Origin of the sequence: Variovorax guangxiensis, from assembly GCF_003952165.1 — a bacterium.
GTDB lineage: Bacteria > Pseudomonadota > Gammaproteobacteria > Burkholderiales > Burkholderiaceae_C > Variovorax > Variovorax guangxiensis.
This window is the reverse complement of the sequence record NZ_RXFT01000001.1, coordinates 1,059,308-1,085,419: the sequence shown is the minus strand read 5'-3', so window position 1 is coordinate 1,085,419 and position 26,112 is coordinate 1,059,308. Positions and strand designations below refer to the sequence as shown.

General features: G+C 67.5%; 25 protein-coding genes. 20 read left to right on the top strand and 5 right to left on the bottom strand.

Going from position 1 to position 26,112, the window contains the following annotated elements; genetic code table 11:
- Positions 1-60: 60 nt before the first annotated feature.
- The 12 genes from EJP67_RS05200 to EJP67_RS05145 all read left to right on the top strand — a co-directional run bounded on the left by EJP67_RS05200 (position 61) and on the right by EJP67_RS05145 (position 13,575).
- Positions 61-2,166: a 3-hydroxyacyl-CoA dehydrogenase NAD-binding domain-containing protein gene (locus tag EJP67_RS05200; RefSeq protein WP_126020152.1), complete on the top strand. Its 2,106-nt coding sequence runs from the start codon at positions 61-63 to the stop codon at positions 2,164-2,166.
- A 39-nt stretch (positions 2,167-2,205) separates the two neighbouring features.
- Entirely contained in the window at positions 2,206-3,681 is a 1,476-nt protein-coding gene (locus EJP67_RS05195) for a M20 family peptidase (protein ID WP_126020150.1), read from the top strand.
- 55 nt (positions 3,682-3,736) lie between these two features.
- Entirely contained in the window at positions 3,737-4,912 is a 1,176-nt protein-coding gene (locus EJP67_RS05190; RefSeq protein WP_126020148.1) for an acetyl-CoA C-acyltransferase, read from the top strand.
- Positions 4,913-5,082: 170 nt separating this feature from the next.
- Positions 5,083-6,936, top strand: coding sequence for an acyl-CoA dehydrogenase (locus EJP67_RS05185; protein WP_126020146.1), 1,854 nt, complete (start codon positions 5,083-5,085; stop codon positions 6,934-6,936).
- Positions 6,936-7,199 (top strand): hypothetical protein, encoded by a 264-nt coding sequence (locus tag EJP67_RS05180; RefSeq protein ID WP_126020143.1) that lies wholly within the window; start codon positions 6,936-6,938, stop codon positions 7,197-7,199. Before EJP67_RS05185 ends, EJP67_RS05180 begins: the two co-directional genes overlap by 1 nt.
- A gap of 11 nt (positions 7,200-7,210) precedes the next feature.
- Complete coding sequence (locus EJP67_RS05175; RefSeq protein WP_126020140.1) at positions 7,211-7,513, top strand: Dabb family protein; 303 nt, start codon at positions 7,211-7,213, stop codon at positions 7,511-7,513.
- A 39-nt stretch (positions 7,514-7,552) separates the two neighbouring features.
- Positions 7,553-8,350 (top strand): SDR family oxidoreductase, encoded by a 798-nt coding sequence (locus tag EJP67_RS05170; protein WP_126020138.1) that lies wholly within the window; start codon positions 7,553-7,555, stop codon positions 8,348-8,350.
- An 8-nt stretch (positions 8,351-8,358) separates the two neighbouring features.
- Positions 8,359-8,823 (top strand): PaaI family thioesterase, encoded by a 465-nt coding sequence (locus EJP67_RS05165; protein ID WP_126020136.1) that lies wholly within the window; start codon positions 8,359-8,361, stop codon positions 8,821-8,823.
- 30 nt (positions 8,824-8,853) lie between these two features.
- Entirely contained in the window at positions 8,854-9,870 is a 1,017-nt protein-coding gene (locus EJP67_RS05160) for an NADP-dependent oxidoreductase (protein ID WP_126020134.1), read from the top strand.
- A 103-nt stretch (positions 9,871-9,973) separates the two neighbouring features.
- Positions 9,974-11,617: an isovaleryl-CoA dehydrogenase gene (locus tag EJP67_RS05155; RefSeq protein ID WP_126020132.1), complete on the top strand. Its 1,644-nt coding sequence runs from the start codon at positions 9,974-9,976 to the stop codon at positions 11,615-11,617.
- Between the two features lie 32 nt (positions 11,618-11,649).
- Complete coding sequence (locus tag EJP67_RS05150; protein ID WP_126020130.1) at positions 11,650-12,588, top strand: glutathione S-transferase family protein; 939 nt, start codon at positions 11,650-11,652, stop codon at positions 12,586-12,588.
- 81 nt (positions 12,589-12,669) lie between these two features.
- On the top strand, positions 12,670-13,575 hold the full coding sequence (locus tag EJP67_RS05145; protein WP_126020128.1) for an SDR family oxidoreductase: 906 nt from the start codon (positions 12,670-12,672) through the stop codon (positions 13,573-13,575).
- 10 nt (positions 13,576-13,585) lie between these two features.
- On the opposite strand, the gene EJP67_RS05140 is transcribed toward EJP67_RS05145, so the two are convergent.
- Positions 13,586-14,278, bottom strand: a complete 693-nt coding sequence (locus EJP67_RS05140; RefSeq protein ID WP_126020126.1) for an FMN-dependent NADH-azoreductase — start codon at positions 14,276-14,278, stop codon at positions 13,586-13,588.
- 135 nt (positions 14,279-14,413) lie between these two features.
- On the opposite strand from EJP67_RS05140, the gene EJP67_RS05135 reads away from it, so the two are divergent.
- The 3 genes from EJP67_RS05135 to EJP67_RS05125 all read left to right on the top strand — a co-directional run bounded on the left by EJP67_RS05135 (position 14,414) and on the right by EJP67_RS05125 (position 16,162).
- The gene (locus tag EJP67_RS05135; protein WP_126020123.1) at positions 14,414-15,316 is read left to right on the top strand and encodes a LysR substrate-binding domain-containing protein; all 903 of its coding nucleotides are present in this window, start codon (positions 14,414-14,416) and stop codon (positions 15,314-15,316) included.
- 303 nt (positions 15,317-15,619) lie between these two features.
- Positions 15,620-15,868, top strand: coding sequence for a hypothetical protein (locus tag EJP67_RS05130; protein ID WP_126020122.1), 249 nt, complete (start codon positions 15,620-15,622; stop codon positions 15,866-15,868).
- 21 nt (positions 15,869-15,889) lie between these two features.
- Positions 15,890-16,162, top strand: coding sequence for a general secretion pathway protein GspL (locus EJP67_RS05125; RefSeq protein ID WP_240650500.1), 273 nt, complete (start codon positions 15,890-15,892; stop codon positions 16,160-16,162).
- Between the two features lie 10 nt (positions 16,163-16,172).
- Here EJP67_RS05125 and EJP67_RS05120 read toward each other — a convergent pair whose 3' ends face one another.
- Positions 16,173-16,889, bottom strand: coding sequence for a hypothetical protein (locus tag EJP67_RS05120; RefSeq protein WP_126020117.1), 717 nt, complete (start codon positions 16,887-16,889; stop codon positions 16,173-16,175).
- A gap of 189 nt (positions 16,890-17,078) precedes the next feature.
- Here EJP67_RS05120 and EJP67_RS05115 point away from each other — a divergent pair, with 189 nt between their 5' ends.
- The gene (locus EJP67_RS05115; protein WP_126020114.1) at positions 17,079-17,279 is read left to right on the top strand and encodes a hypothetical protein; all 201 of its coding nucleotides are present in this window, start codon (positions 17,079-17,081) and stop codon (positions 17,277-17,279) included.
- A gap of 57 nt (positions 17,280-17,336) precedes the next feature.
- Here EJP67_RS05115 and EJP67_RS05110 read toward each other — a convergent pair whose 3' ends face one another.
- Both EJP67_RS05110 and EJP67_RS05105 read right to left on the bottom strand, forming a co-directional pair.
- Positions 17,337-18,860 (bottom strand): serine hydrolase domain-containing protein, encoded by a 1,524-nt coding sequence (locus tag EJP67_RS05110; protein WP_126020445.1) that lies wholly within the window; start codon positions 18,858-18,860, stop codon positions 17,337-17,339.
- Between the two features lie 132 nt (positions 18,861-18,992).
- Complete coding sequence (locus EJP67_RS05105; protein ID WP_126020112.1) at positions 18,993-19,919, bottom strand: LysR substrate-binding domain-containing protein; 927 nt, start codon at positions 19,917-19,919, stop codon at positions 18,993-18,995.
- A gap of 99 nt (positions 19,920-20,018) precedes the next feature.
- Between EJP67_RS05105 and EJP67_RS05100 the strand changes: the two genes are divergently transcribed.
- Both EJP67_RS05100 and EJP67_RS05095 read left to right on the top strand, forming a co-directional pair.
- Entirely contained in the window at positions 20,019-20,732 is a 714-nt protein-coding gene (locus EJP67_RS05100) for an FMN-dependent NADH-azoreductase (RefSeq protein ID WP_126020110.1), read from the top strand.
- Positions 20,733-20,765: 33 nt separating this feature from the next.
- Entirely contained in the window at positions 20,766-21,176 is a 411-nt protein-coding gene (locus tag EJP67_RS05095; protein ID WP_126020108.1) for a PaaI family thioesterase, read from the top strand.
- 6 nt (positions 21,177-21,182) lie between these two features.
- Here EJP67_RS05095 and EJP67_RS05090 read toward each other — a convergent pair whose 3' ends face one another.
- Complete coding sequence (locus EJP67_RS05090) at positions 21,183-21,623, bottom strand: carboxymuconolactone decarboxylase family protein (protein WP_126020106.1); 441 nt, start codon at positions 21,621-21,623, stop codon at positions 21,183-21,185.
- Positions 21,624-21,731: 108 nt separating this feature from the next.
- Between EJP67_RS05090 and pdxR the strand changes: the two genes are divergently transcribed.
- Together pdxR and EJP67_RS05080 are read left to right on the top strand one after the other, a co-directional pair.
- Positions 21,732-23,177, top strand: a complete 1,446-nt coding sequence (gene pdxR / locus EJP67_RS05085) for a MocR-like pyridoxine biosynthesis transcription factor PdxR (protein WP_126020104.1) — start codon at positions 21,732-21,734, stop codon at positions 23,175-23,177.
- Positions 23,178-23,331: 154 nt separating this feature from the next.
- The gene (locus tag EJP67_RS05080) at positions 23,332-26,097 is read left to right on the top strand and encodes a diguanylate cyclase domain-containing protein (protein WP_240650499.1); all 2,766 of its coding nucleotides are present in this window, start codon (positions 23,332-23,334) and stop codon (positions 26,095-26,097) included.
- The last annotated feature ends 15 nt before the right edge of the window (positions 26,098-26,112 follow it).

The following is a 26,112-nucleotide window of genomic DNA, read 5'->3' as shown; positions in this document are numbered from 1 at the left end:
CCCCCGAAAAAGAACACTCGTGCTTTTTCTTCTTTTTCTTCTCACACCAAGGAACGCAGCATGACGGCTGAATACAAAGTGCTCGGCGATATCGCCGTGATCACCATGACCAATCCTCCGGTCAACGGTCTCGGTTTCTCGACGCGCATCGGCATCACCGACGGCCTGTCCAAGGCCAATGCCGACGACGCCGTCAAGGCCATCGTCATCACCGGCGCCGGCAAGGCGTTCTCGGGCGGCGCGGACATCAAGGAGTTCGGCACGCCCAAGGCGCTGCAGGAGCCCAACCTGCTGAGCGTGATCCTTGCGCTCGAAGCTTCTCCCAAGCCCATCGTCGCTGCCATCCACTCGGTGTGCATGGGCGGCGGCCTCGAACTGGCCCTGGGCTGCCACTACCGCGTGGCCGCTCCCGGCACCAACGTCGCGCTGCCCGAAGTCAAGCTGGGCCTGATCCCCGGCGCGGGCGGCACGCAGCGCCTGCCGCGCGTTCTGGGCGTGGAGACGGCCCTGAACATGATCGTCAGCGGCGAACCGGTCAAGAGCGAGCTGCTCGCGTCGGTGCCCGGCCAGAAGCTGTTCGACAAGCTGGCCGCCTCGGCCGAATCGGTGTTCGACGAGGCCGTGGCCTTCGCCAAGAGCGTGGCCGGCAAGACGGGCGATGAGCTGCCCCTGGTGCGCAACCTGCCGTGCAAGCACCCGCAGGGCGATGCTTACTTCCAGTTCGCGAAGAACATGGTCGGCGGCATGTCGAAGAACTACCCCGCGCCGCTGCAGTGCGTCGATGCCGTGCAGGCCGCCACCAAGATGAAGTTCGACGCCGGCATGGCCGAAGAGCGCCGCATCTTCACCTCGCTGATGTTCACGCCCGAGTCGCTGGCGTTGCGCCACCTGTTCATGGCCGAGCGCGCCGCGAGCAAGATCCCCGACGTGCCGGAAGACACGCCCAAGCGCGAGATCAAGTCGGTCGGCGTGATCGGCGCCGGCACCATGGGCGGCGGCATCTCGATGAACTTCCTGAACGCGGGCATTCCCGTGACCATCCTCGAGATGAAGCAGGAAGCGCTCGACCGCGGCATCGCAACCATCCGCAAGAACTACGAAGCCCAGGTCAAGAAGGGCAAGCTCAAGCAGGACAAGTACGAGCAGCGCATGGCGCTGCTGAGCACCACGCTCAGCTACGACGAGCTGAAGGACGCCGACCTCATCATCGAGGCCGTGTTCGAGGAAATCGGCGTGAAGGAAAAAGTGTTCAAGGAACTCGACCGCGTCGCCAAGAAGGGCGCGATCCTGGCATCGAACACCTCCACGCTCGACGTCGACAAGATCGCGTCGTTCACCGAGCGTCCGCAGGACGTGGTCGGCATGCACTTCTTCAGCCCCGCCAACGTGATGAAGCTGCTGGAAGTGGTGCGCGGCAAGGCCACCGCCAAGGACGTGCTGGCCACGGTCATGGCCATTGGCAAGAAGATCAAGAAGACGGCCGTGGTCTCGGGCGTTTGCGACGGCTTCATCGGCAACCGCATGATCGAGCAGTACAGCCGCCAGGCCGGCTTCCTGCTGGACGAAGGCGCCACGCCACAGCAGGTGGACAAGGCCATCGAGAAGTTCGGCTTCGCCATGGGCCCGTTCCGCATGGGCGACCTGGCCGGCAACGACATCGGCTGGGCCATCCGCAAGCGCCGCGCCGTCGAGCGCGCCGACATGAAGTACAGCCGCACGGCCGACAAGCTCTGCGAACTGGGCCGCTTCGGCCAGAAGACCGGGGCAGGGTGGTACGACTACCAGGCCGGCAAGCGCGACGCCATCCCGTCGGAGCTGGTCAACAAGATGATCGAGGACCACCGCAAGGAGCTGGGCATCACGCCGCGCAAGATCTCCGACGAGGAAATCGTGCAGCGGCTGGTGTATGCGCTGGTGAATGAAGGCGCGCACATCCTGGAAGACGGCATCGCCTCCAAGTCGGGCGACATCGACATGGTGTACCTGACCGGCTACGGCTTCCCGATCTACCGCGGCGGCCCGATGCACTACGCCTCGCAGGTCGGCCTGTACAACGTGGCCGAGACGATGAAGCGCTTCGCCAAGAACCCGCGCGACGACGCCGAGTTCTGGCAGCCCGCGCCGCTGATCCAGAAGCTGGTGGCAGAAGGCAAGTCCTTCGGCTGATGACGACGCGCAGAACCTGAGCCGGGACCAAGACCGCCAATGTTGAAACGCATCTTCCTCGGGCTGCTGCTGGCAGTTGTGCTGCTCGCGGCCGCCGTGGCGGTCAAGACCTGGACCACGCCGTCGCGCCAGCTGGCGGTGGCGCCCGCGCCCAAGCTGGACATCGACCTGCAGGCGGCCGCCAGGCGGCTGTCCACGGCGATCACGTTCCGCACGGTATCGGGCCTCGACGACCCGGCCGCCAACGCGGCCGAGTTCGACAAGCTGCATGCCTACCTCGAGCAGCAGTTCCCGAAGGTGCACGCCACCCTGAAGAAGGAAGTGGTGGGCAACAAGGCGCTGCTCTACACCTGGGCCGGCACCGACCCGCAGGCCAAGCCCGTCGCGCTGATGGCGCACCAGGACATGGTGCCCATCGCGCCCGGTACCGAGAAGGCGTGGACGGTCGATCCCTTCTCCGGCGAGATCAAGGACGGCTTCATCTGGGGCCGCGGCACGCTCGACAACAAGAGCAACCTGTTCGCTCAGATGGAAGCCATCGAGCTGCTCATCGGCAGCGGCTTCAAGCCGAGGCAGACGGTCTACCTCGTGATGGGCGACGACGAGGAGGTGAGCGGCCTGCGCGGCGCGCTGCCCATCGCCGAACTGCTCAAGTCGCGCAACGTGCGCCTCGACTGGGTGCTCGACGAGGGCCTGCTGGTGCTCGACGGCGTGCTGCCGGGCCTGAAGCAGCCAGCGGCGCTCATCGGCCTGGCGGAGAAGGGCTACGCCACCTTCTTTCTCTCGCTCGACACCGCGCCCGGCCATTCGTCGATGCCGCCGCAGCACAGCGCCATCGGCAGCATGAGCGCGGCGCTGGCGCGGCTCGAAGCCAACCAGATGCCCGGCGGCATCAAGGGCGTGGCCGGCCAGATGTTCGGCGCGCTCGCGCCCGAGATGAGCGGCGTCAACCGCGTGATGCTCTCCAACCTGTGGCTCACCGAGCCGCTGGTGCGCGGCATCCTCGAGAAGAGCCCGAGCAGCAACGCCATGCTGCGCACCACCACCGCGCTGACCATCGTTCGCGCAGGCAACAAGGACAACGTGCTGCCCGGCCGCGCCGAGGCTGCCGTCAACTTCCGCATCCTGCCGGGCGACACCATCGCCAGCACCGAGGCGCACCTGCGCAAGGCGCTGGGCAACGACGACATCAAGATCAAGGCCTACCCGGGCAACTCCGAGCCGTCACCGGTGTCGTCGACCGACAGCACCGGCTACCGCGCGATCGAACAGGCCGTGCGCCAGAGCTTTCCCGATGCGGTGGTGGCCCCGGGCCTCATGACCGCGGCCACCGACTCGCGCCACTTCAGCATCGTGAGCGACGCCGTCTTCCGCTTCTCGCCGTTTCGCATGAAGAACGAAGACCTCGCGCGCTTCCACGGCAACAACGAACGCCTGGCCATCTCGAATTACGGCGAGATGATCGGCTTCTACCGCCAGCTCCTGAGCAACGCCAACGCTGCTCCGGCGCAATGACGACAACCGCTACAGCAATCTCTTTTCCCTTCCATCTGCTTCAAAGGACCTCACCATGACCAGCGCCGTCATCGTTTCCACTGCCCGCACGCCGCTCGCGAAGAGCTGGAAGGGTGCCTTCAACATGACGCACGGCGCCACGCTGGGCGGCCACGCGGTGCAGCACGCCGTGCAGCGCGCCGGCATCGACCCCGCATCGGTCGACGACGTCATCATGGGCTGTGCCACGCCCGAAGGCGCCACCGGCTCCAACATCGCGCGCCAGATCGCGCTGCGCGCCGGCCTGCCGATCACCACCTCGGGCATGACCATCAACCGCTTCTGCTCCTCGGGCCTGCAGACCATCGCCACCGCGGCCCAGCGCATCATCGCGGGCGAAGGCGAGGTCTACGTGGCCGGCGGCGTCGAGAGCATCTCGTGCGTGCAGAACGAAGCCAACAAGCACATGCTGGCCGACCCGTGGCTGGTGAAGAACAAGCCCGAGATCTACTGGAACATGCTGCAGACGGCCGAGCAGGTCGCCAAGCGCTACAACATCGGCCGCGACGCCATGGACGAATACGGCGCGCAGAGCCAGCAGCGCGCCACCGCCGCGCTGGAAGCCGGCAAGTTCAAGGATGAAATCGCCCCCATCACCGTGCTGGCCGGCGTAGCCGACCCCGTGATGGGCCTGCGTACCAAGGAAGTCACCGTCGAGAACGACGAAGGCATCCGCCCAGGCACCACCAAGGAAGGCATCAGCGGCATCCGCCCGGCGTTGCCCGGCGGCCTGATCTCGGCCGGCAACGCCAGCCAGTTCTCCGACGGCGCCGGCGCCTGCGTGGTGGTCGACGAGAAGTACGCGCAGCAGAAGGGCCTGAAGCCCATGGGCCGCTTCCTCGGCTTCGCAGTGGCCGGCTGCGAACCCGACGAGATGGGCATCGGCCCCGTCTTCGCCATTCCGAAGGTGCTCAAGCGCCTGGGCCTCACGGTGAACGACATCGACCTGTGGGAGCTGAACGAAGCCTTCGCCGTGCAGGTCATCTACTGCCGCGACAAGCTGGGCATTCCGGCCGACCGCCTGAACGTGAACGGCGGCGCCATCGCCGTGGGACACCCCTATGGCGTGAGCGGCCAGCGCCTGACGGGCCACGCGCTCATCGAAGGCAAGCGCCGCGGCGCGAAGAAGGTCGTGGTCACGATGTGCATCGGCGGCGGCATGGGCGCCGCGGGCGTGTTCGAGGTGCTCTGAGCTTCCACCTGAGCCGCTGAATTCGGACTTCCGAACGCAGAGGTCGCGAAGGTTACGCAGAAGTCGCAGAAGAGAAACCAGAATTTGATTGGTTTTTCTCTGCGACTTCTGCGTATTTCCCGTACCTCTTTTGCGTTCGGCTGTCCGATCCCGACCCCCTGGAGAATTTCATGAGCCTTCGTCCCACCCTCGACTTCCTGCTCTACGACTGGCTCGACGCCGAATCCCTCAACCAGCGCGAGCGCTTCGCCGACCATTCGCGCGAGACCTTCGACGCCGTGCTCGACACCTGCGAGCGCATCGCGCGCGAGAAGTACGCGCCGTTCAACCGCACGGTCGATACGCAGGAGCCGCATTTCGACGGCGAGAAGGTCGTGCTGCCGCAGGCCACGCACGATGCGCACAAGGCCTTCGTCGAGTCGGGAATGATGAGCGCGGCACAGGACTACGACATCGGCGGCATGCAGCTGCCCTACACGCTGCAGGCCGCGGCCAACAGCTTCTTCGCGATGGCCTCGGTGAGCATCGGCTCGAACATGCTCACCAGCGGCAACGCCAACCTGCTGATGGTGCATGGCACCGAGATGCAGAAGGAGGTCTTCGCCAAGAACGAGTTCTCGGGCCGCTGGGCGGGCACCATGTGCCTGTCGGAGCCGCAGGCCGGTTCGTCGCTGAGCGACGTGGCCACGCGCGCGGTGCCTGATGGCGACGACTTCCAGAACGATCCGCTGGGTCCGCGCTACCGCCTCACGGGCAACAAGATGTGGATCTCGGCGGGCGACCACGAGCTGACCGAGAACATCGTGCACATCGTGCTGGCGAAGATTCCCGACGAGAACGGCAGGCTGGTGCCCGGCACGAGGGGCATATCGCTCTTCATCGTGCCCAAGCGCATGGTCGATACCCAGGGCAATCTCACGGGCCAGCGCAACGACGTGGCGCTCGCGGGCCTCAACCACAAGCTGGGCTGGCGCGGCACCACCAACACGCTGCTGAACTTCGGCGAGGGCAGGTACCCGGTCGACGGCAAGGCCGGCGCGGTGGGTTACCTGGTCGGCGAGCCCGGCAAGGGCCTGCACTGCATGTTCCACATGATGAACGAGGCGCGCATCGGCGTTGGCACGGCGGCCACCATGCTCGGCATGGCCGGCTACCACGCCTCGCTCGAATACGCGAAGAGCCGCCCGCAGGGCCGGCTGGTGAAGAAGCCCGAAGCCGCCGGCACGGCGGTCGCCAAGGATTCGGCCGCGCCACAGGTGCGCATCATCGAGCACGCCGACGTACGCCGCATGCTGCTGGCCCAGAAGGCGTACTGCGAGGGCGCGCTGGCGCTGGAGCTGTACTGCGCCCGCCTTGTCGACGAGCAGAAGACCGGCGACGCGCAGGCCGCCGACGACGCGCGGCTGCTGCTGGAGGTGCTCACGCCCATCGCCAAGAGCTGGCCCAGCGAGTGGTGCCTGGAGGCGAATTCGCTGGCCATCCAGGTGCACGGCGGCTACGGCTACACGCGCGACTTTCCGGTGGAGCAGTACTGGCGCGACAACCGCCTGAACATGATCCACGAGGGCACCCACGGCATCCAGGCGGCCGACCTGCTCGGCCGCAAGGTGCTGATGGAGAAGGGCCGCGGCCTGCAGCTGCTGGCCGCGCGCATGACCGACACCATCGGCCGCGCGGCCAAGGTGCCGGCACTGGCTGGTCACGCCAAGGCGCTGGGCGCCGCGCTGCAGCGCATCGGCAGCGCCACCGAGGCCGCCTGGTCCACCAGCGACCCGGCCGACGCGCTGGCCAATGCGGTGCCGTACATGCAGGCCTTCGGCCACACGGTGCTGGCCTGGATCTGGCTCGACGTCGCGGGCAAGGCCCTGCAAACCGACGAGGAAAAGGCGAGGGCGGTAACAGCTGGCAAGATCGGCGCCACGGACTATTTCTTCCACTACGAGCTGCCGAAAATCGGCGCATGGCTCAACGTGGTCGAAACCCGTGATCCGACCTGTACAGCTTTGCCCGAGGACGCCTTCTGATGGCCACCACCGATTCGCCGAACCCCACCCCCAGCAGCAACACCCCCGCCGCCAAGCCGCCGAAGCCGCATGCGCGGCTGGAGAAATGGATCTGGATCCTGATCTACGGCGGCCTGTTCGTCGTGATCCTGGGCATCGCCACCGGCCGCGCCGACGCTGCGCTGGGCTGGTCCATCTCCGTGCCCGGCGGCATCGTGGCACTGGTCGGCTTCGTGCTGATCTACGTGCGCTCGCGCCTTCCCAACACCCCTTCAAGCAAGTAACGAGACCCGCCATGCTCAAACACATCGTGATGTGGAAGTTCAAGGAGCACGCCGAGGGCGCCGACAAGGCGACCAACCTGCTCAAGGCCAAGGCGCTGCTCGACGCCTGCGCGAAACTGTCGCCCGGCACGCTGCGCTTCGAGGTTGCCATCGCCCAGCCCCGGCTGGAAGCCACCTATGACCTGGTCCTGTACTCGGAATTCACCGACGCCGCCGCGCTCGCGGCCTATGCGGACCATCCGCAGCACGTGGCCCTGAAGCCATTCATCGGCGCGGTAAGAGAAGCCCGCCAGTGCATGGACTACGAGATCTGATCTGAACTGAACCAACCCGAACCCCGGAGACATCCAGCCATGACCGCACGCACCGTCCAGAAACTCTTCGACCTCACCGGCAAGACCGCCCTCGTCACCGGCGGCTCGCGCGGCCTGGGCCTGCAGATGGCCCACGCGCTGGGCGAGGCCGGCGCGAAGATCATGCTGAGTTCGCGCAAGGCCGACGATCTGGAGCAGGCGGCCGCCGAGCTGCAGGCCGCCGGCATCGACGCGCGCTGGATCGCCGCCGACTGCTCGAAGGAGGAAGACACCCGCCGCCTGGCCGACGAGACCCTGCAGCGCATGGGCGCGGTCGACATCCTCGTGAACAACGCGGGCGCCAGCTGGGGTTCTCCGGCCGAGAGCCACCCGGTCGAGGCCTGGGACAAGGTGATGAACCTCAACGTGCGGGGCTACTTCATCCTGTCGCAGCAGATCGCCAACGGCTACATGATTCCGAAGAAATCGGGCCGGATCATCAACATCGCCTCCATCGCGGGCCTCAACGGCAACCCGCCCGAGATGCAGACGCTGGCCTACAACACCTCCAAGACCGCGGTCATCGGCTTCACCCGCACGCTGGCTGCCGAATGGGGCAAGTACAACATCAACGTGAACGCCATCTGCCCCGGCTTCTTCATGACGAAGATGGCCGCCGGCCTCATCAAGTCGCTGGGCGAGGAGAAGATGGCCGCGCAGGCGCCTCTGGGCCGCCTGGGCGACGAGGAAGACCTGAAGGGCCTGACGCTGCTGTTCGCGAGCGACGCCGGCAAGCACGTCACCGGCCAGTGGCTGGCGGTGGACGGCGGCGTGAGCGTGGTGCTCGGCGCAGCATAAGAACCGAAATGACAACCCCTGAATCCGACGACATCAATTTCCGCTCGTACACGAGCCGCATCCCGTTCGCGCGCCACCTGGGCTTCGAGTTGACGAAGTTCGAGAACGGCGAATCGGAGATCCTCTACACCGCCAAGCCCGAGCACTTGAACACCTTCGACGTGACGCACGGCGGCGCCTGCATGACGCTGCTGGACATCACCATGGCCGCTGCCGCGCGCAGCATCGCGCCCGAGATGGGCGTGGTCACCATCGAGATGAAGACCAGCTTCATGCAGCCCTCGGTCGGCCCGCTGCACGCGCGCGGCACGCTCATTCACAGGACGGCGACGCTGGCTTTCACCGAGGCCAGAATCTACGACGAGCAGGAGCGCGTGTGCGCCCACGCCACCGGTACCTTCAAGTACGTGAAGCGCCGGCTGCCGACCGGCCCGGCCAGCGCCAACGAGATGCGCCCGCCCTCGACCGACTGACCCGACCCTATTTCTCCCCCGGAGCCTTCCATGCCCACCAACAAGCAGATCCACCTCGACAACCGCCCCGAGGGCGAGGCCGTCGCCAGCAACTTCAAGCTCGTCACGGCCCAGACCCCCGACCTCAAGGACAACCAGGTCCTGGTGCGCCACCACTACATGAGCCTCGACCCGTACATGCGCGGGCGCATGAACGACTCCAAGAGCTACGCGCAGCCGCAGCCGCTGGGCCAGACGATGCAGGGCGGCACGGTCGGTGAAGTGGTGGAAAGCAAGCACCCCAAGTACGCCGTGGGCGACAAGGTGGTGGGCTTCGGCGGCTGGCAGGAATACAGCGTGGTCGATGCCTCGCAGCCCGGCGCGCTGAAGAAGGTCGACACCACGCACGTGCCGCTGTCGCACTACCTCGGCGCCGTCGGCATGCCGGGCGTGACCGCCTGGTACGGGCTGGTGAAGATCATCGCGCCCAAGGCCGGCGAAACGCTGGTCGTCACAGCCGCCAGCGGCGCGGTGGGCAGTGCCTTCGGCGCGCTGGCCAAGGCGCGCGGCTGCCGCGTGGTCGGCATCGCGGGTGGCGCCGACAAGTGCAGGTACGTGACGGACGAGCTGGGCTTCGACGCCTGCATCGACTACCGCCAGCACCCCGACCTCAAGTCGATGAGCGCGGCGCTCAAGGAAGCCTGCCCGGACGGCATCGACGGCTACTTCGAGAACGTCGGCGGCTACATCTTCGACGCGGTGCTGCTGCGCGCCAACGCCTTCGCCCGCGTGGCCCTGTGCGGGATGATCGCGGGCTACGACGGCCAGCCGCTGCCGCTGGCCAACCCGGCACTGATCCTCATAAACCGCATGAAGATCGAAGGCTTCATCGTCAGCGAGCACATGGAAGTGTGGCCCGAGGCGCTGGCCGAGCTGGGCACGCTGGTGGCCACTGGCAAGCTCAAGCCGCGCGAGTCGATCGCGCAGGGCATCGAATCTGCGCCCGAGGCATTCCTGGGCTTGCTCAAGGGCAAGAACTTCGGCAAGCAACTGGTTAAGCTGATCTGATGCATCAATGAGCTGAACGCACGGCAAGGAGGCCGGCCATGCGCGCCGCGCCGGGCCGCCCCAAGCCAGCGCGCACCGCAGTGCAGAGCACGGAGGTATTCGAATGGACTCGACGCACGAGGTCTTCAACCAGCCCACGCCGCTGGTGGACTACAACCTCTTCGACACCAACCGGCCCCTGCGCGATGCGCTGAAGTTCAACGCGCCCGCGCTGCAGACCGCGCAGCTGCACGAACTGGGCGCAACCCTCGGCTCGGCCGGCATGCAGGCGCATGCACGGCTCGCCAACATCCACACGCCCGAGCTGCACACGCACGACCGCTTCGGGCGGCGCATCGACGAGGTGGAGTTCCATCCGAGCTATCACGCGCTGATGGGCGCCGCGGTGGGCGCCGGGCTGCACGGCACGCCGTGGACCGGCGCATCGGCCTCGCCGCACGTGCTGCGCGCGGCTGGCTTCATGCTCTTCACCGAGCTGGAGCCGTCGATTCTCTGCCCCGTCTCCATGACCTACGCCGTTGCACCCGCGCTGCGCGGCAACGCGGCGGTGCATGCCGACTGGGCGCCGAAGCTCGGCAGCCTCTGGTACGACCCGGCGCTCAAGCCCTTCAGCGACAAGCCCGGCGTGACCATGGGCATGGGCATGACCGAGAAGCAGGGCGGCTCCGACGTGCGGGCCAACACCACCCAGGCCGTGCGCGACGGCACCGGCGACGCCTGGGGCGAGCGCTACGCCATCACCGGCCACAAGTGGTTCTTCTCGGCGCCGATGTGCGACGCCTTCCTGGTGCTGGCCCAGGCGCCCGCCGGGCTTTCGTGCTTCTTCCTGCCGCGCGTGCTGCCGGACGGCTTGCGCAACGCGATCCGCATCCAGCGGCTGAAGGACAAGCTGGGCAACAAGGCCAACGCGAGCTCCGAGGTGGAGTTCCATGGCGCCATCGCATGGCTCGTGGGCGAGGAGGGGCGCGGCATTCCGCAGATCCTCGAGATGGGCACGATGACGCGGCTCGACTGCGCGCTGGGCACCAGCGGGCTGATGCGCCAGTCGCTGGCCATCGCGCTCAACCACGCGACGCAGCGCATGGCCTTCGGCAAGGCGCTGATCGACCAGCCGCTGATGAAGAACGTGCTGGCCGACCTCGCACTGGAGAGCGAGGCCGCCACCGCGCTCGCCATCCGCCTCGCGAGGGCCTTCGACAACCAGTCCGACGAGCACGAACGCCTGATGGCCCGGCTGCTCACGCCGGTCGCCAAGTTCTGGATCTGCAAGCGCGGCAGCGCCTTCGCGCAGGAAGCCATGGAATGCCTGGGCGGCAACGGCTACGTGGAGGAGGGCGGCGAAGGCATCATGGCCCGCATCTACCGCGAGATGCCGCTCAACTCCATCTGGGAAGGCGCGGGCAACATCATGGCGCTCGACCTGCTGCGCGGCCTGCGCAAGGGCGACGCGGTGGCCACGCTGGCGAAGGAACTCGCACCTGCGCGCGGACATCACGCCGCGCTCGACCGGCTGGCCGATGCGCTGCCGGCGCGCATCGAGGCGATGGCTTCGGAAGCCGAGGCCCGCCGTCTCGCGCAGGACGTGGCGCTGGCCGTGCAGGCCGCGCTGCTGGTGCAGACGGCGCCGGCTGCAGTGGCCGGCGCGTTCTGCGCATCGCGCCTGGCCGGCGACTGGGGCAATGCCTTCGGGACGCTGGGCGCAGGCACCGATTTCGACGCCATCATCCAGCGCGCACAGCCGCGCTGAAGCAACACGAACGACAACCCACGGGAAACACCATGGCCGACCTGATCCTCCATCACTACCTCACCTCGCCGTTCTCGGAGAAGGTGCGCCTCATCCTCGGCGCCAAGAAGCTGCCGTGGAAGTCGGTCTTCATCCCGCCGATCATGCCCAAGCCCGACGTGGAGGTGCTCACCGGCGGCTACCGCAAGACGCCGTTCCTGCAGATCGGCGCCGACATCTATTGCGACAGCGCGCTCATCGCCGACGTGCTCGAGCATCTGCGGCCCGAACCCACGCTCTATCCGGAGCCTGAAAAAGGCATGTCGCGCATCCTCGCGCAGTGGGCCGACACCACGCTCTTCTGGGCCGCCATGGCCTGGAACCTGCAGCCCAGGGGCGCGGCGGAAGTGTTTGCCAAGGCGCCGCCCGAAGCCGCGAAGGCCTTCGGCGAGGACCGCGGCAAGATGAGCGCGGGCAACATGACCCGCCTGCGCCCGGCCGACGCCACCAGCGCCTACAAGTCGTACCTGCGCCGCCTGTCGGACATGCTCGACGAGAAGCCCTACCTGCTCGGCGAGGTGCCCAGCATCGCCGACTTCTCCGCCTACCACCCGCTGTGGTACACGCGGCGCATAGAGTCGGTCCGCACCATCCTCGACCTCACGCCCGCGGTGATCGACTGGATGGACCGCATGGCCGCCATCGGCCACGACGTGCCCGAGAAGTTCTCGAGCGAGGAAGCCATCGCGGTGGCGAAGGCCTCGACGCCGAATTCACTGCTGACCGACAGCACTTTCCAGGACGACCACGGCATCCCGCTGGGCACCGCAGTCACCATCCGCGCCGAGAGCTTCGGCCTCGAAGAGACGCCCGGCACGCTGGTCGCCGCCACGCGCACGCACTACACGCTGGAGCGCAGCAGCGAGCGCGTGGGCACGGTGCATGTGCACTTTCCGCGGATCGGGTATGTGCTGAAGAAGGCCGAGGGCTGACTCGCGTCACGCGAACGACAGCCGTTCTCCGCTTGAAGCGGTCCAATAGACGGCACAGAGTCAACCAAAGGAAAGCACCCAATGATTCAGGACTTCAAGGGCAAGACCGCCGTTCTCACCGGCGCGGGTTCGGGCTTCGGCCTGGAGTGCGCGCGTATCGGCGCCGCCCGCGGCATGAACCTCGTGCTGGTCGACGTGCAGCAGGATGCGCTCGACAAGGCCCAGGCCGAGATGGAAGCGGCCGGCGTGCAGGTGCTGGCGCGCAAGGTCGATGTGTCGGACGCGGCGCAGATGGAGGCATTGGCCGCTGCCGTGAAGGAGCGCTTCGGTGCGCCGCACTTCGTCTTCAACAACGCGGGCGTGGGCGCCGGCGGCCTGGTGTGGGAGAACACCGTGGCCGACTGGGAATGGGTGCTGGGCGTGGACCTGTGGGGCGTGATCCATGGCGTACGCCTGTTCGTGCCGATGATGCTGGAGGCTGCGGCCAAGGACCCGTCCTACCGCGGCCACGTGACCAACACGGCCAGCATGGCCGGCCTGCTCACGCCGCCCAACATGGGCATCTACAACGCCGCGAAAGCCGCGGTGGTGAGCCTTACCGAGACGATGTACCAGGACCTGAACCTCGTCACCGACCAGATCGGCGCGAGCCTGCTGTGCCCGTACTTCGTGCCCACCGGCATCACCAGCAGCGAGCGCAACCGTCCGAACGCGCCGAAGGAAAGCGAGCTCACCAAGAGCCAGCTGATCGGCCAGGCGATGAGCAACAAGGCTGTGAGCAGCGGCAAGATCACGGCTGCCGAAGTGGCCGCCAAGGTGTTCGAAGCCATCAGCGACAACCAGTTCTACGTGTTCAGCCATCCGAAGGCGCTGGGCAACGTGCGCAGCCGCATGGAGAACATCGTCTCCATCACCAATCCGGCCGACCCGTTCCTGGAGCGGCCCGAAATCGGCCAGAAGCTGCGCGAGCAGTTGCGTTCGGCCTGAGCCGGGGCGTTCAGCCGGCCTGCAGTTCGGCCACGAGCGCTTCGACACGGGCAAGCGCTCTGGCGATGGAGCGGTCGAGCAGGTCGCCGTGGTCTTCAGCGTGCTCGATCGCCACGCTGTGCACTTCGTTGAGCCCCAGCAGCGCCAGCGGGCTCGCGATGCCCGGCGTGAGCAGGTCCATCTGCGCCTGGAATCCGCCCGGCCCGTAGCCGCTGCTGCCGCACGAGGTGAGCAGCACCGTGCGGCGGTGTCGCTCGGCCAGCAACGGCACGTACGGGTTCTCGCGGTCGCGGTCGCGGTCGCGGTCGAAGTCGAAGTCGAAGTCGAAGGTCGAGCCGATGCGCACGATGTTGTCGATCCACGACTTCAGCGGCGCGGGCATTCCGAAGTTGTACATGGGCGCGCCGATCACCAGCACGTCGGCGCGGCGGAGCTCGTCGATCAGTGCGTCGCTTTCGGCGAGCACCGCGTGCATCCACGGCTCACGCTGCCCGGCCGGCGTATAGCCCGAGGCGATCCACTCGCCCGTGACGTTGCCGGGCGGCGTGGCGCCGATGTCGCGGTAGATCACTTCGTCGTCGGGCCGTGCTGCCCGCCAGGTCGTCACGAAGTGATGGCTGAGGCGGCGCGAATGCGAGCCGTGGACATGCGTGCCCGAACGGCCGGGGCGGGCGCTGGCGTCGATGTGGAGCAGTGTGGTCATGGTGCGGTCCTCTTTGACATGAAGGGTTGGATGAAGAGAATTCAGCTGTTTGCCTGGCATGGAGAGAAATTTATCGATGCAATGCCAAGGCGACAAACGACGATTTCTTTGCGTTGCTGAAAAATAAATTCATCCATGGCCAACCTTCGCCAACTCCCTCCGCTGGCGGCGCTGCGCGCCTTCGAAGCCGCGGCGCGGCATTGCAGCGCCAAGCTCGCGGCCAACGAGCTCTCGGTGACGCCCACGGCCATCAGCCACCAGGTGCGCCAACTGGAGGATTCGCTGGGCGTGGCGCTCTTCATCCGCCAGCCGAGGCAACTGGTGCTCACGCCGCAAGGCAGGGAACTGCAGGCGGTGCTCGGCGAATCGTTCAACGCGATGGCGAATGCCGTTGCACGGCTGCGAGCGCCACCTGAGCGCATGGCCATCACGCTGTCGACCACCCCGGCGGTCGCGGCGCGATGGCTGCTGCCGCGCGTGAGCACGCTGCGCGCGCTGCATCCTCGGCTCGACCTGCGCATTCACGCGTCGCACGACGCGGTGGCGCTCGATGGCGTCACGGCCGACCTCGCGATCCGCTACGGACGCGGGCAGTGGCCGGGCATGGTGTCTGAAAAGCTGTTCGACAACGTCTTCGCGCCCGCGTGCAGCCCCGCGCTCAAGCTGCGCCGGCCCGACGAACTGGCGCGGCACACGCTGCTGCACTTCACGGTGCCCGGCAGCAAGAGCCAGCCCGGCACATGGGCCGCGTGGCAGCAGGAAGCGCAGGTGCCGGGCCTCGACGTATCGGCGGGGCCGGTGTTCTCCGACGAGACGCACACGGTGTGGGCCGCGCTGCAGGGGCAGGGCGTCGCGCTGATGAGCCTGGCGCTGATCGCGGACGAACTGCGCGCGGGCAATCTCGTGCAGCCCTTCGGCCCGGAACTGCCGGGGTTGCCGTTCCATCTCGTCTGCCCCCAGGCCCGGCGCGACGAACCCGCCGTGGCGGCGGTGTTCGAGTGGGTGAGGGAGCTTCAGCCGCCCGGCGCGAATAGCTGACTTCGCGTGCAATGACTTTCGACACTGGTGGCGGCCGGTCCGGGCTTCTAGAGTCCGCGCGAGGATCGGGCGGTGCCTTGCGGTGTACCGGTTGTTAACTATTACGCAGGCCGTCGAGCTTTGTTCGCCGGGCCTCTTCTCACGCGCGAGGTTCGCGCAGTAATCCCTTAGCCCGGCCGGATCCTTTCCTTAACCTTCGGACACTTTCTTTGATGAAGGTCAGAAAAGGTTGCCCCGAAGCAGCCGGCCTTCTTCAGCGGACCCCATGCATATACGCGAGATATCGCGAAGAGGAGGACAGTCATGCGAACCCCGTTCCTGCGCGAAGGCAGCCCGGACGAACCAACCTCGGTGCCCGGGCGCGGCGCGGCGCTCAGGGCGCTGCTGCCGGTCGTGATGTGCTTCGCCGCCGCAGTGGGGTTCGTGCTGATGGCGCTGTTCGTCCAGAACATCGTGGCGGCATCGGTGTTCACCACGGCCGCCATCGTGTTCCTTGGGATCGGGCTGATCCTCGGACTGAGCATGTGGGTCTTTCCGGGCCTGCCGCGCTAGATGCCCGGGCGGGAAGAAAGCATGGCCGGCAAGCCTGGCACGGCTCCCATCCTTCGCATCGGCAGCTGGCGCCTGACCTTCATCGGCGCTGCGATCGGGCTGCTGATCGTGCTGGCCGTGCTCATGAAATGGATTGTCGAACTGCAGGTCGAGGCCGCGCAGGAGCGGCGCCTGAGCGAAGCCGTCGCGCGCGAGGCCGCGGCACGCTGCCATGAGAGGACGCCGCTTCAGGCGGTCAGGGAATGCCTGGCCGAGCTTGCCGCCGGCGCTGCCGCTCGTCCGCAGGAGCGCTGAGCGAAGCCGGTCAGTCGTCGCTGATCCACTGGCCGGAAGCCGGGTGCACGACGGCGGGTTTGCCGCCCAGCATGAGCGACTCCTCGTCGGGTTGCGCCCGGTTCTGTGCGGCCACGTCGAACTCGATCCGCAGCGCCTTCGCCACGAAGGCGTCCTCGATCGGCAGCTCCCAGGTCAGGAAGACCAGGTTGCAATCCGTGCCCTCCGCGAAGTCGGCCGCGTCGAAGCCGCTGCTGCCGCGCCGGATCACGGCATGAGGCTGGCCGGTGTCGAAGATCGCCACCGTGCCTCGCCTCAGCGGAATGCGCCGGTCCGCGAAGGGGAAGTGCAGGTCCAGTCCCTTGTCCTCGCTCATGAAGAGATTGCAGAACGCCGCGAAGCCGTACCGGGTGCCGTCGTGGTGGTACGTCGCACCGCGGCAGGCCATCAGGGCGATGTCGCTGGAGGCCAGCACCCCGGGCAGGCTCTGCGCCTGCGCCCAGTCGGACGCGGCCTGGACGCAGAGCCGGTAGTCCGGCCAGCGCGCGCGGGCCCGTGCGAGGGGCAGGGGCTCCACGTCTCCGAGCTCCAGCGCGAGTTGCGAGGAAATCTCCCGGTCCCAGTCGGCGAGCAGGCGAGCGGGAGGCATGGGCACGTCCACCATGCCGGTCAGCACCACCTCGCTCACGCTGCGGCTGCGGAGGCGGTCGCCGCCGCTGTGGAAGAAGGAGATCAGCGCCTGGTTCATCGGTGGGCAGTGTAGTAAGCACGTCGCGCCTGTCGCCTTGACTGTCAATGACGGGATCATCCGGTTCCCCCGGAGGACGCCATGAGGAAAATCCGCGTTGTTGGCGCTCAGAAAATACCCTTAGGAATATTTGAGTACCAAAGAGTTAACATTTGGAGCAACATCAAGCACACGAGGAGGCAGCACCCCATGGAGACATATCCGACCCTGAGGCAGGCCACAGGCGTGGCCCGCACCCTGAGCAAGCACTCGTCCTGCACCATGGTGGTCTACCGCGTGACGGAGGAAAAGTTCGTGACCGCGCATCCGTCCGACACGGTCAACGGAACCATCGAGGCCGTCTACCGTGATGGCTATGTGGTGCCGACGCTGCTGAGCAAGACGCGCTGAGACAAAGCCGGACACCAGTTCGAGTTGCAGGCCTCCTTCGGGAGGCCTTTCTTCATTTCACGACGACGCGGGCACCGCCTGCATCAGCAGCGTCAGTGCCTTGCGCAGGCTCGGGACCGACGAGCTTTCGCCCTTGTCGAAACCCAGGCGCACCACGACGAGGTCGTGCGAGGGAACGATCAGCACCACCTGCCCGCCGGCGCCGAGCATGTAGTAGGCCGAGGTCGGCACCGGCCATGTGCTCGTTCCGTTGAGCCAGAAGAAGCCGCCGTAGATCGGGCGCTTGTCGGCCGCCCAGGTCGGCGCGAGCGTGCTCACGAACTTGACGTAGCCCTCGGGCAGGATGCGCTCGCCGTTCCACACGCCGTCCTGCAGGTACAGGTTGGCCAGGCGCGACCAGTCGCGTGCCGACATGAAGTCGTAGCCCTGTCCCATGAAGTTGCCGTAGGGGTCGGTCTCCAGCGTCATCGTGCGGATGCCGATCTTGTCGAACAGGTTTCTCTGCGGGAACGACAGGTATTCCTCGCCGCGTTTTTCCACGGCCAGCCGGATCAGGTAGTTCGCCAGCACCGGGTCGGTGTTGCGATAGCGGCCGATGGTGTTGGGCGGCCATTGCTGTGGCCGCGTGGCGGCGTAGTTGAAGATGTTGATGCGGCCCGTGTAGAAGTAGACGTGGTCGGGGTAGGTGCCGTTGGGGTCGAAGTCCGGGTCGTCGGGCGCCTTGATGCGCAGGCCGCTCGACATGTGGAGGATGTCGGAGATCCTGATTTCCTTGCGCTTGTCGTCCGCACCTTGCCATTCCGGAATGGGCGCGCGCTGGTCGAGCTGGTATTCGCCCTGTTTCATCAGCACGCCCATCATGGTCGCGGTCACGCTCTTGCCCATCGACCACGACTCCAGCGGCGTGCCCGGGCCGATGCCGTTCATGTAGCGCTCGCCGACGATGCGCCCCTTGTGCGTGACAACGAAAGCCGCCGTGTAGGCCTCGGGCAGCTCGAAGGCCGCGTCGACCGCCTGGCTCACCTTCGCGGTGTCGATGCCGGGCGGAGTGCCGCCAGGCATGACGTCGCCCATGGGCCATGCCTGGGTCGACGCGTCGGGCAGGGCGCTCTTGACCGCCACCGGCGTGAAGAACACGTCGTCCCTGCCCGGCGGCAGCGTGATGCAGCCCTGCGAGCCGTAGTAGCGGGCCGTCAGCGTCGGGCCGTTGGGAATGGTGATGCGGACTTCCTTCTTCGCGCGGTCGACCACCGGCGTGCCGACCTTCTTGCGCTGCGCGTAAGGGCCGGTGAAGTAGCCCACGCTCTCGGCCGCGACGGCGGGGTCGAGCCCGGTGATGAAGGCCGCCGAGCACATCGCCTTGGCGTAGCCCGAGGTGTTGTGCTCCAGCGGATCGCCCGGCGGCGGCACGTACGGCGTGTTGAGTTCGTAGCTCCTGGCGCGTGCGATGAGGGCTTCGCGCGCCGGCAGTTCGGGTGTGTTCGTGGCGGGCGGCGTGGTTCCGCCGGTGCCCAGTCCTATGCCTATTCCTCCACCTCCGCCGCCGCCCCCACCGCCGCCTCCGCATGAGGCCAAAACCATTACAAGAAGCGCGCCTGTCGCAATGGCAACGGGCACGCCGGCAAACCTCTTCATAGGGGGCTCCTCGCTTGGTTGTTGCCGGAGTCTGCGCGAAACCGGTAACAGACTGCAAGCCCGGTCTTCAGATTCCGCTCAGGCTGCGGGGGCCTGCGATGCAATCCACTCCCACACGGCGCGTAACGCCGGCTCGTCGTCCCTGCCGTTCGCAACGGCAAGAAAGTAGCTGCCCGTGTCCAGCGCAGGCCCGAAGGGCTGCACCAGCGCGCCGCTGCGGAGTTCCTCGGCCGAGAGCGTGAGGCTCAGCAACGCCACGCCATGCCCGGCGAGCGCGGCCAGCATGGCGTGCGTCTCGTCGGAGAACGACAGGCCCGATGCCTTCATCGCGCGCCCCCTCGGCGGCGCGATGCCGGCTTCGCGGAACCAGCGCGGCCACACGGCTGGGGCGAGCGCCTGCGGCTGCCAGTCGCAGTGGATCAGCCGGTGCTTCGGCAGATCGGCCGCGTCCTTCAGGCCGAGCATCGGGCTGCACAGCGGCGCGTAGCGCTCGGGCATCAGTTCGCGCGACACCAGCCCCGGCCAGTTGCCGTTGCCGGAGCGCACCGCGATGTCCGCCTCGCCGCGCGCCAGGTCGACCAGCGTGTCGCTCGCATGCAGCCGCAGTTCCACACCGGGGCAGGCCTTGCGGAAGGCATCCATGCGCGGCAGCACCCAGCGCGCGGCGAAGGCGGTGTTGGTGCTCAGGGTCACGGCCTGCGAGGCGGAAGGGCGGCGCAGCCTGTCGACACCGGCCTCCAGCAGGTCGAAGCCTGTGCGCAGGTCGTCGAAGAGGCGCTGGCCAGCAGGCGTCAGCGCAAGCTGGCGCGTGAGGCGGCGAAAAAGCGGCTGGCCCAGCGTGTCTTCGAGCGCGCGCACCTGGTGGCTGATGGCCGAAGGCGTCACCGAGAGCTCCTGCGCAGCCCGCTGGAAGCTCAGGTGTGCGGCCGCGGCCTCGAAGGCGCGCAGCGAGAGCAACGCAGGCAGACGGCGCGGCGTGCGGACAGGTGAGCCAATCTCGTTCATCGGTGGAGAAATGATCGTTTGTGAAGCTGGCTCCTGAAACCTAGATTCAAGGCCTGCGCTCCATTCTGGCAGCGCGAAACGAAAGAAGGAAACTCATCCATGACGAACGCGACCATGAACATCCTCCACATCGACGCCAGCGCCAGGCCGGGCCGTTCCGACACCGACCTGCACGGCTCGCACACCCGCCGCCTTTCCGCGCGCTTCGTCGAACGCTGGCTCGAGGCGCGGCCCGGCGACCGCGTCGATTACCTCGACGTGGGCCAGCAGCCGCCCGCGCACGTCAGCGGCCGCTGGATCCACGCGGCCTTCACGCCGCCCGCCGCGCGCGAGCCCTGGATGGCGCAGGTGCTCGCCGAGAGCGACCGGCTGGTCGACCAGCTCGTCGCGGCCGACCTGATCGTGGTGGGCCTTCCCATGTACAACTTCAGCGCGCCCGCGCAGTTCAAGGCGTGGATCGACAACATCGTGCGCGTGGGCCGCACCTTCGGATTCGACCGCTCGCGCGGCGCGGTGCCGTACTGGCCGATGCTGGCGGACGCGGGCAAGCGCGTGGTGCTGCTGGGCGCGCGCGGCGACCACGGCTACGACGCGGGCGGGCGCATCGCGCATCTCAACCACACCGAGAACAGCGTGCGCTCGGCCCTGGGCTACATCGGCATCACGGAGGTATACGAGGCAGCGGTGGAGTCCGACGAGTTCGGCGGCGAGCAGCTCGCCCAGTCGATCCGGCGCGCGGAGCAACGGGTGGACGCTCTGGTGGATGCGCTGCTGCAACCTGCTGACACCACGCTGTCAGCAGCCACCGCCTAGGATTTTTCGCTTCACTTCCGGAGCGAAAGAAAAATGACGATCGACGACCCCTGGCTGGAGCGTTTCCCCCGTCCGCCTACCGCCGAACTCTTCAGCCAGCGCGTGCTGGATTTCGACAGAGCCAAGGGCTCGATCCGCCTGAGCTTCGTCGCCACCGACGCCTTCCTCAACCCCGCGGGCGCGGTGCAGGGCGGCATCCTGGTCGCGATGCTCGACGACACGATGGGGCCGGCGCTGTGGGTGCTGAACGGCGAGGAGACCTGCTCGGTCACCATCGACCTCAGCGTGTCCTTCCTGGCCGCCGCGAGGCCCGGCCTGCTGTACGGCGAGGGCCGCGTGGTGCAGAAAGGCAGGACGATTGCGTTCCTGGAAGCACAGCTGAGCGAGGCCGACGGCCGCATCGTGGCGCGTTCCACGGCCAGCGCGCGCATCGTGAAGGGCTGATCCCGCTCAGTCCGCCAGTTGCTTGCGGAAGCCGACCGACAGCCGGTTCCAGCTGTTGATGGCGTTGATCGCCATCGTCAGGTTGACACGTTCCGCCTCGCTGAAATGAGCGGCCAGCGCTTCGTAGGCCTCGTCGGGCGCGTGGGTGAGCGACACCTGCGTCAGCGCTTCGGTCCAGGCCAGCGCTGCGCGCTCGCGCCCGGTGAAGAGCGGCGTTTCGTGCCACACGCACAGGGTGGCCAGGCGGCGTTCGGTTTCGCCGGCCTTGCGCAGGTCGGCCGAGTGCAGGTCGATGCAGTAGGCGCAGCCGTTGATCTGCGAAGCGCGCAGCTTGACCAGGTCGAGCAGCTTCGGCTCCAGGCCGAGTTTGCCGATGGCCGCTTCGAAGCCGATCATGGCCTTGAGCGCGTCGGGAGAAGCCTTGTAGAAGTCGAGGCGGGATTGCATGGCGCGGGTTCCTTCAATGGGTTGAGTGATTCAATGCAGCCTCGATGCTAGGAGCGAGGGGCGTCGCCGCAGGCGGCCAATCCGGGGCATTCGCAGGAGACCAATCCCATGGAGTTGCACGTCGTCATCGAAGGCGACAAGGACCTGGCCGGCCAGCTGTACCGGCAGTTGAAGGAGGCCATTCGCAGCGGCCGGCTTGCGGCGGGCGAGAAGCTGCCGCCGTCGCGCCTCTTCGCCCAGCAGTTGGGGCTGTCGCGCAAGACGGTGTCGGAGGCCTACGCCCGCCTGAGCTTCGAAAAGCTGCTCACGGGCCGCGTCGGCAGCGGCACCTTCGTGGCGCTGGACGCCGCGCGCAAGCCGGGCGCGGCAGCCACGCGAGCGCTGGCCGGGGGCGCCATGGTCGAGCACTGGCGCGGCATGAGCACACCGCTGCGGCACCCCGCGCCGGCTGGCAGCGCGCGCTACGAATACATCGGCGGTGCGCCGGCGCGCGATCTTTTTCCGCACGCGGACTGGCGCCGCTGCATGCTGCATGCGCTGCGGCAGGGCGCCCGCTCGCGCGGGCTGTACGGCGAGGCCGAGGGCCTGCCGGAGCTGCGCGACGCCATCGCGCGGCACGCGAGTTTTTCCAGGGGCGTGCGCTGCGTCGCGGCCGACATCCTCGTGACCAACGGCGCGCAGCAGGCGCTGGACCTGGTCGCGCGGGTGCTGGTCGAGCCGGGGAGCACGGTCGCGATGGAGGAGCCGGGCTATCCGCCGGCACGGCTGCTGCTGGCCGGGCAGGGCGCGAAGGTGGTGGGCATACCGGTCGACGGCGAAGGGCTGGTGGTTGAGCGCATTCCCGACGGAACGCGGCTGATCTACGTGACGCCCGCGCACCAGTTCCCGCTGGGCATGCCGATGAGCGAGGCGCGCCGCAAGGCACTGCTGAAGCGGGCCGACGAACTGGGCGCCATCGTCATCGAGGACGACTACGACAGCGAATTCCGCTACGAGGGCCGCCCGGCCGACTCGCTGCACGGCATGGATGCCAACGGCCGCGTGGTCTTCGTCGGCACCTTCTCGAAGACGCTGGCGCCCGATCTGCGGCTGGGCTACCTGCTCGCGCCGCCCGACGTGCTGGAGGCAGCCGCCACGGCCAAATACCTGAGCGACTGCCACACCGCGACGCCGGCGCAGTCGGCACTGGCGAAGTTCATCGCCGACGGTGACCTCAACAGGCACATCCGGCGCTGCCACGCAGCCTATGCACAGCGACGCGAGCGCATCGTGCGGCGCTTCGCGGAAGATCTTTCGCCGTGGTTCGAGCTGGTGCCGATCTCGGCCGGAATCCACATGGCGGCGCTGTGCAGGCCCGGAAAAGGGGACCGGATCGACATGGACCAGCTGGTGCGGCTGGCGCGCCGGGTCGACGTGGGGCTGTATCCGCTGGCGCCGTTCTTCCATTTCTCGCCCCCTCGGGCGGGGCTGATGCTGGGGTTCGGCGCCATCGGCGAGGCCGACATCGACCCGTCGCTGGACCGGGTACGAGACGTGCTGTTGCAAATGGAATAAATCCGGCGGCGCCCGCGCCGCGTAAACCCGGTATCTTCCGCCGCAACCCGAACCCACCGATACTCAGAGACGGGAAACATTCGCGCCGCCGGCAACGTACCGGCCCCGAGCAAGTTCAATGAATCAAACAGGTCCCTCGAAATTCCGGTTCGGATTGCACACACGCCTGAGCCTGGGCGTGGCGGCGGTGGTCCTGCTGGCCACCTTCGCGATCGCCACCTTCGCCCTGCACCTTGTCAAGAGCAGCATGCGCGCCTCGATCGCGTCCGAGGAGTTCGCCCGGGTGGACGCCATCGCCGACGCGATCGACCAGAAATTCGGCAGCCGCCGCATCCTGCTGCAGACCTTCAGCGGCAGCGTCGAGGCCCAGGACTTCCAGGGCACGGCGGCGCTTCAGACCTTCGTGGAGAAGCATCCCTCGCTGCGCCAGGCCTTCGACAACGTCGCCTTCCTCGACATGGACGGCAACCTCGTGGCCAACCTCAACGGCGCGCAGGCGATCGGCAAGGTGAACGTCAAGGACAGGCCCTATTTCCAGCAGACGGTCGCCTCCAGGACGGGCCTGGTGTCCGAGCCCTACCGCAACCGGCTCAACGGACTGGCGCAGGTGGCCATCACCGAGCCCGTGTTCGACAGCACCGGGCAGGTGCGCTTCGTGATCTCCGGCGCCATCAACCTGAAGGACCGCAGCGTGCTGGGCACGCTCGCCGACGTGAAGTTCGGCAAGACCGGCTACCTGTTCGTGACCACGGTGGACGGCATCGTGGTCGACCACCCGAACGCCTCGCGCATCCTGAATCACGTCCAGCCCAACGGCAGCGGCGGCGACGCCCAGATCCTCCGCGCGATGGCCGGCTTCCAGGGCTCCAGCGAAGGCGTTAACGAGGCCGGGGTGCCCAGCCTCTACGCCTTCGACCGCATGGTGCAGGCGAACTGGATCGTCGGGGCGATGTATCCGCGCAGCGAGGCCTTCGCGAGCATCAACGCCATCGAGCGCGGTGCCTGGATCGGCGCGCTCGCGCTCGCGCTGTGCGCCGGCGCGCTGACGCTGGCCGTGGTGCGCCGGCAGCTCACCCCGCTGGCGGAACTGCACCGTCACATGCAGTCCACCCAGCAGGCGCCCTCCGGGGGGGACGAAGGGACGCCCGTGGCGCAGCGGCGCTACGCCGCCGACGAGATCGGCGACCTCTCGCGCACCTTCGACGAGCTGATGGAGCAGCGGCGCGCCATCGAGCGCAGCCTGGCCCACAGCGAGGCGCAGGTCCGCATCATTGCCGACAGCATTCCGGCGATGGTGTCGCACGTCGACGCGTCGCTGCGCTACACCTTCGTCAATGCACACGTGCGGGCGCTGCACCGCGGCAACGGGCCGCTCGTCGGCCGCCTGATGCCCGACGTGCGCGGCCCGGCCGACTTCGCGGTCGTGGAGCCGCACTTCATGCGCGCGCTGGCCGGCGAGACCGTGATCCTCGAGAAATCGGGCGACCCGGCGCTGGGCATCGGCGAGCGCACCTTCAAGGCGCACTACATCCCCGACCTCGACGCCCAGGGCAGGGTGTGCGGCGTGTTCTCGATGACCTTCGACATCACCGAGGAGGTCAATATCCGCCGCGCGCTGAGCGAACAGGAAACCCGCCTGCGCGACGTGACCGACAGCATCCCGGCGCTGGTCGGCTACTTCGACCGCCAGCAGAACTGCCATTTCGCGAACATCCGCGCGCGGCAGATGGCCGGCCTGGGCGAGAAGTCGGCGCTGCAGGGCACCACGCTGCGCTCGGCCCTGGGCAGGACGATCTATTCCCAGCTCAAACCGTACCTTCCGGTCATGTTCTCGGGCAAGAAGGTGCGCTTTCCGGTGCGCGCGCCGCTGCACGGCCGCCAGGGCTATTTCCAGGTCAACCTGATTCCCGACAAGAACCTGCGCGGCGAAGTGGTGGGCTTCTACCTGATGTCCTTCAACATCACGGCGCTGAAGGAAGCAGAGCTGCGCCAGGCCGAGAGCGAGCTGCGGCTGCGCGCCATCACCGACAACATGCCGGCGCTCATCACCTACATCGACCGCGAGGAGAAGATCACCTTCGCCAACGCCACCAGCCGCGAGTGGCTCGGGCTCGATCCGGCACAGGTGCTGGGGCGCCACGTGCAGGAGGTGTCGGGCCGCGAGGTGTACGTGTCGCGCCAGCCGATGCTCGCGCGCGCGCTGGCGGGTGAGCGGGTGGAGTTCGAGGCGCGCATGCAGCGCGCCGGCAGCGAGCGCATCACGCAGGTCATCTACGTGCCCGACGTGCGCGCCGACGGCGTGACGCACGGCATCTTCTCGCTGGCGCTGGACATCACGGCGCTGAAGGTGGTGGAGCACAAGCTCATCGAGCTGGCGCGGCTGGACACGCTCACCGGCCTGCCCAACCGGCTGGCCTTCAACGAGTACCTGCCCGACGCGGTGCTGCGCAGCCAGCTCACCGGCCATGCGATGGCCCTGATGTTCCTCGACATCGACCACTTCAAGGCCATCAACGACACCATGGGCCACGCGGTGGGTGACGCCGTGCTTTCCGAATACGCGCGGCGGCTGCAAGGCTGCGTGCGCGGCACCGACATGGTCGCGCGGCTGGCCGGCGACGAATTCGTGCTGGTGCTGGAGGGGCTGGGCACGCCGGAGGCGGCCGCCATCGTCGCGGAGAAGATCGTGGACCGCGTCCACACGCCGCCCTTCGTGGTGGACGGCCAGCGCGTCGACGTGACGACCAGCATCGGCATCGCCTTCCACCGCGCGAGCGGCTCGTCGGCCACGGCCGAGGAGCTGCTGGCTCGCGCGGACGTCGCGCTCTACAACGCCAAGGCGGCGGGGCGCGACAGGTTCGCGTTCTTCATGCAGTCCGGCGGCTCGCACAGCGGCTCGCCGACGCGGCTGGAGCACTGAGCGGCGTTTCTGTTC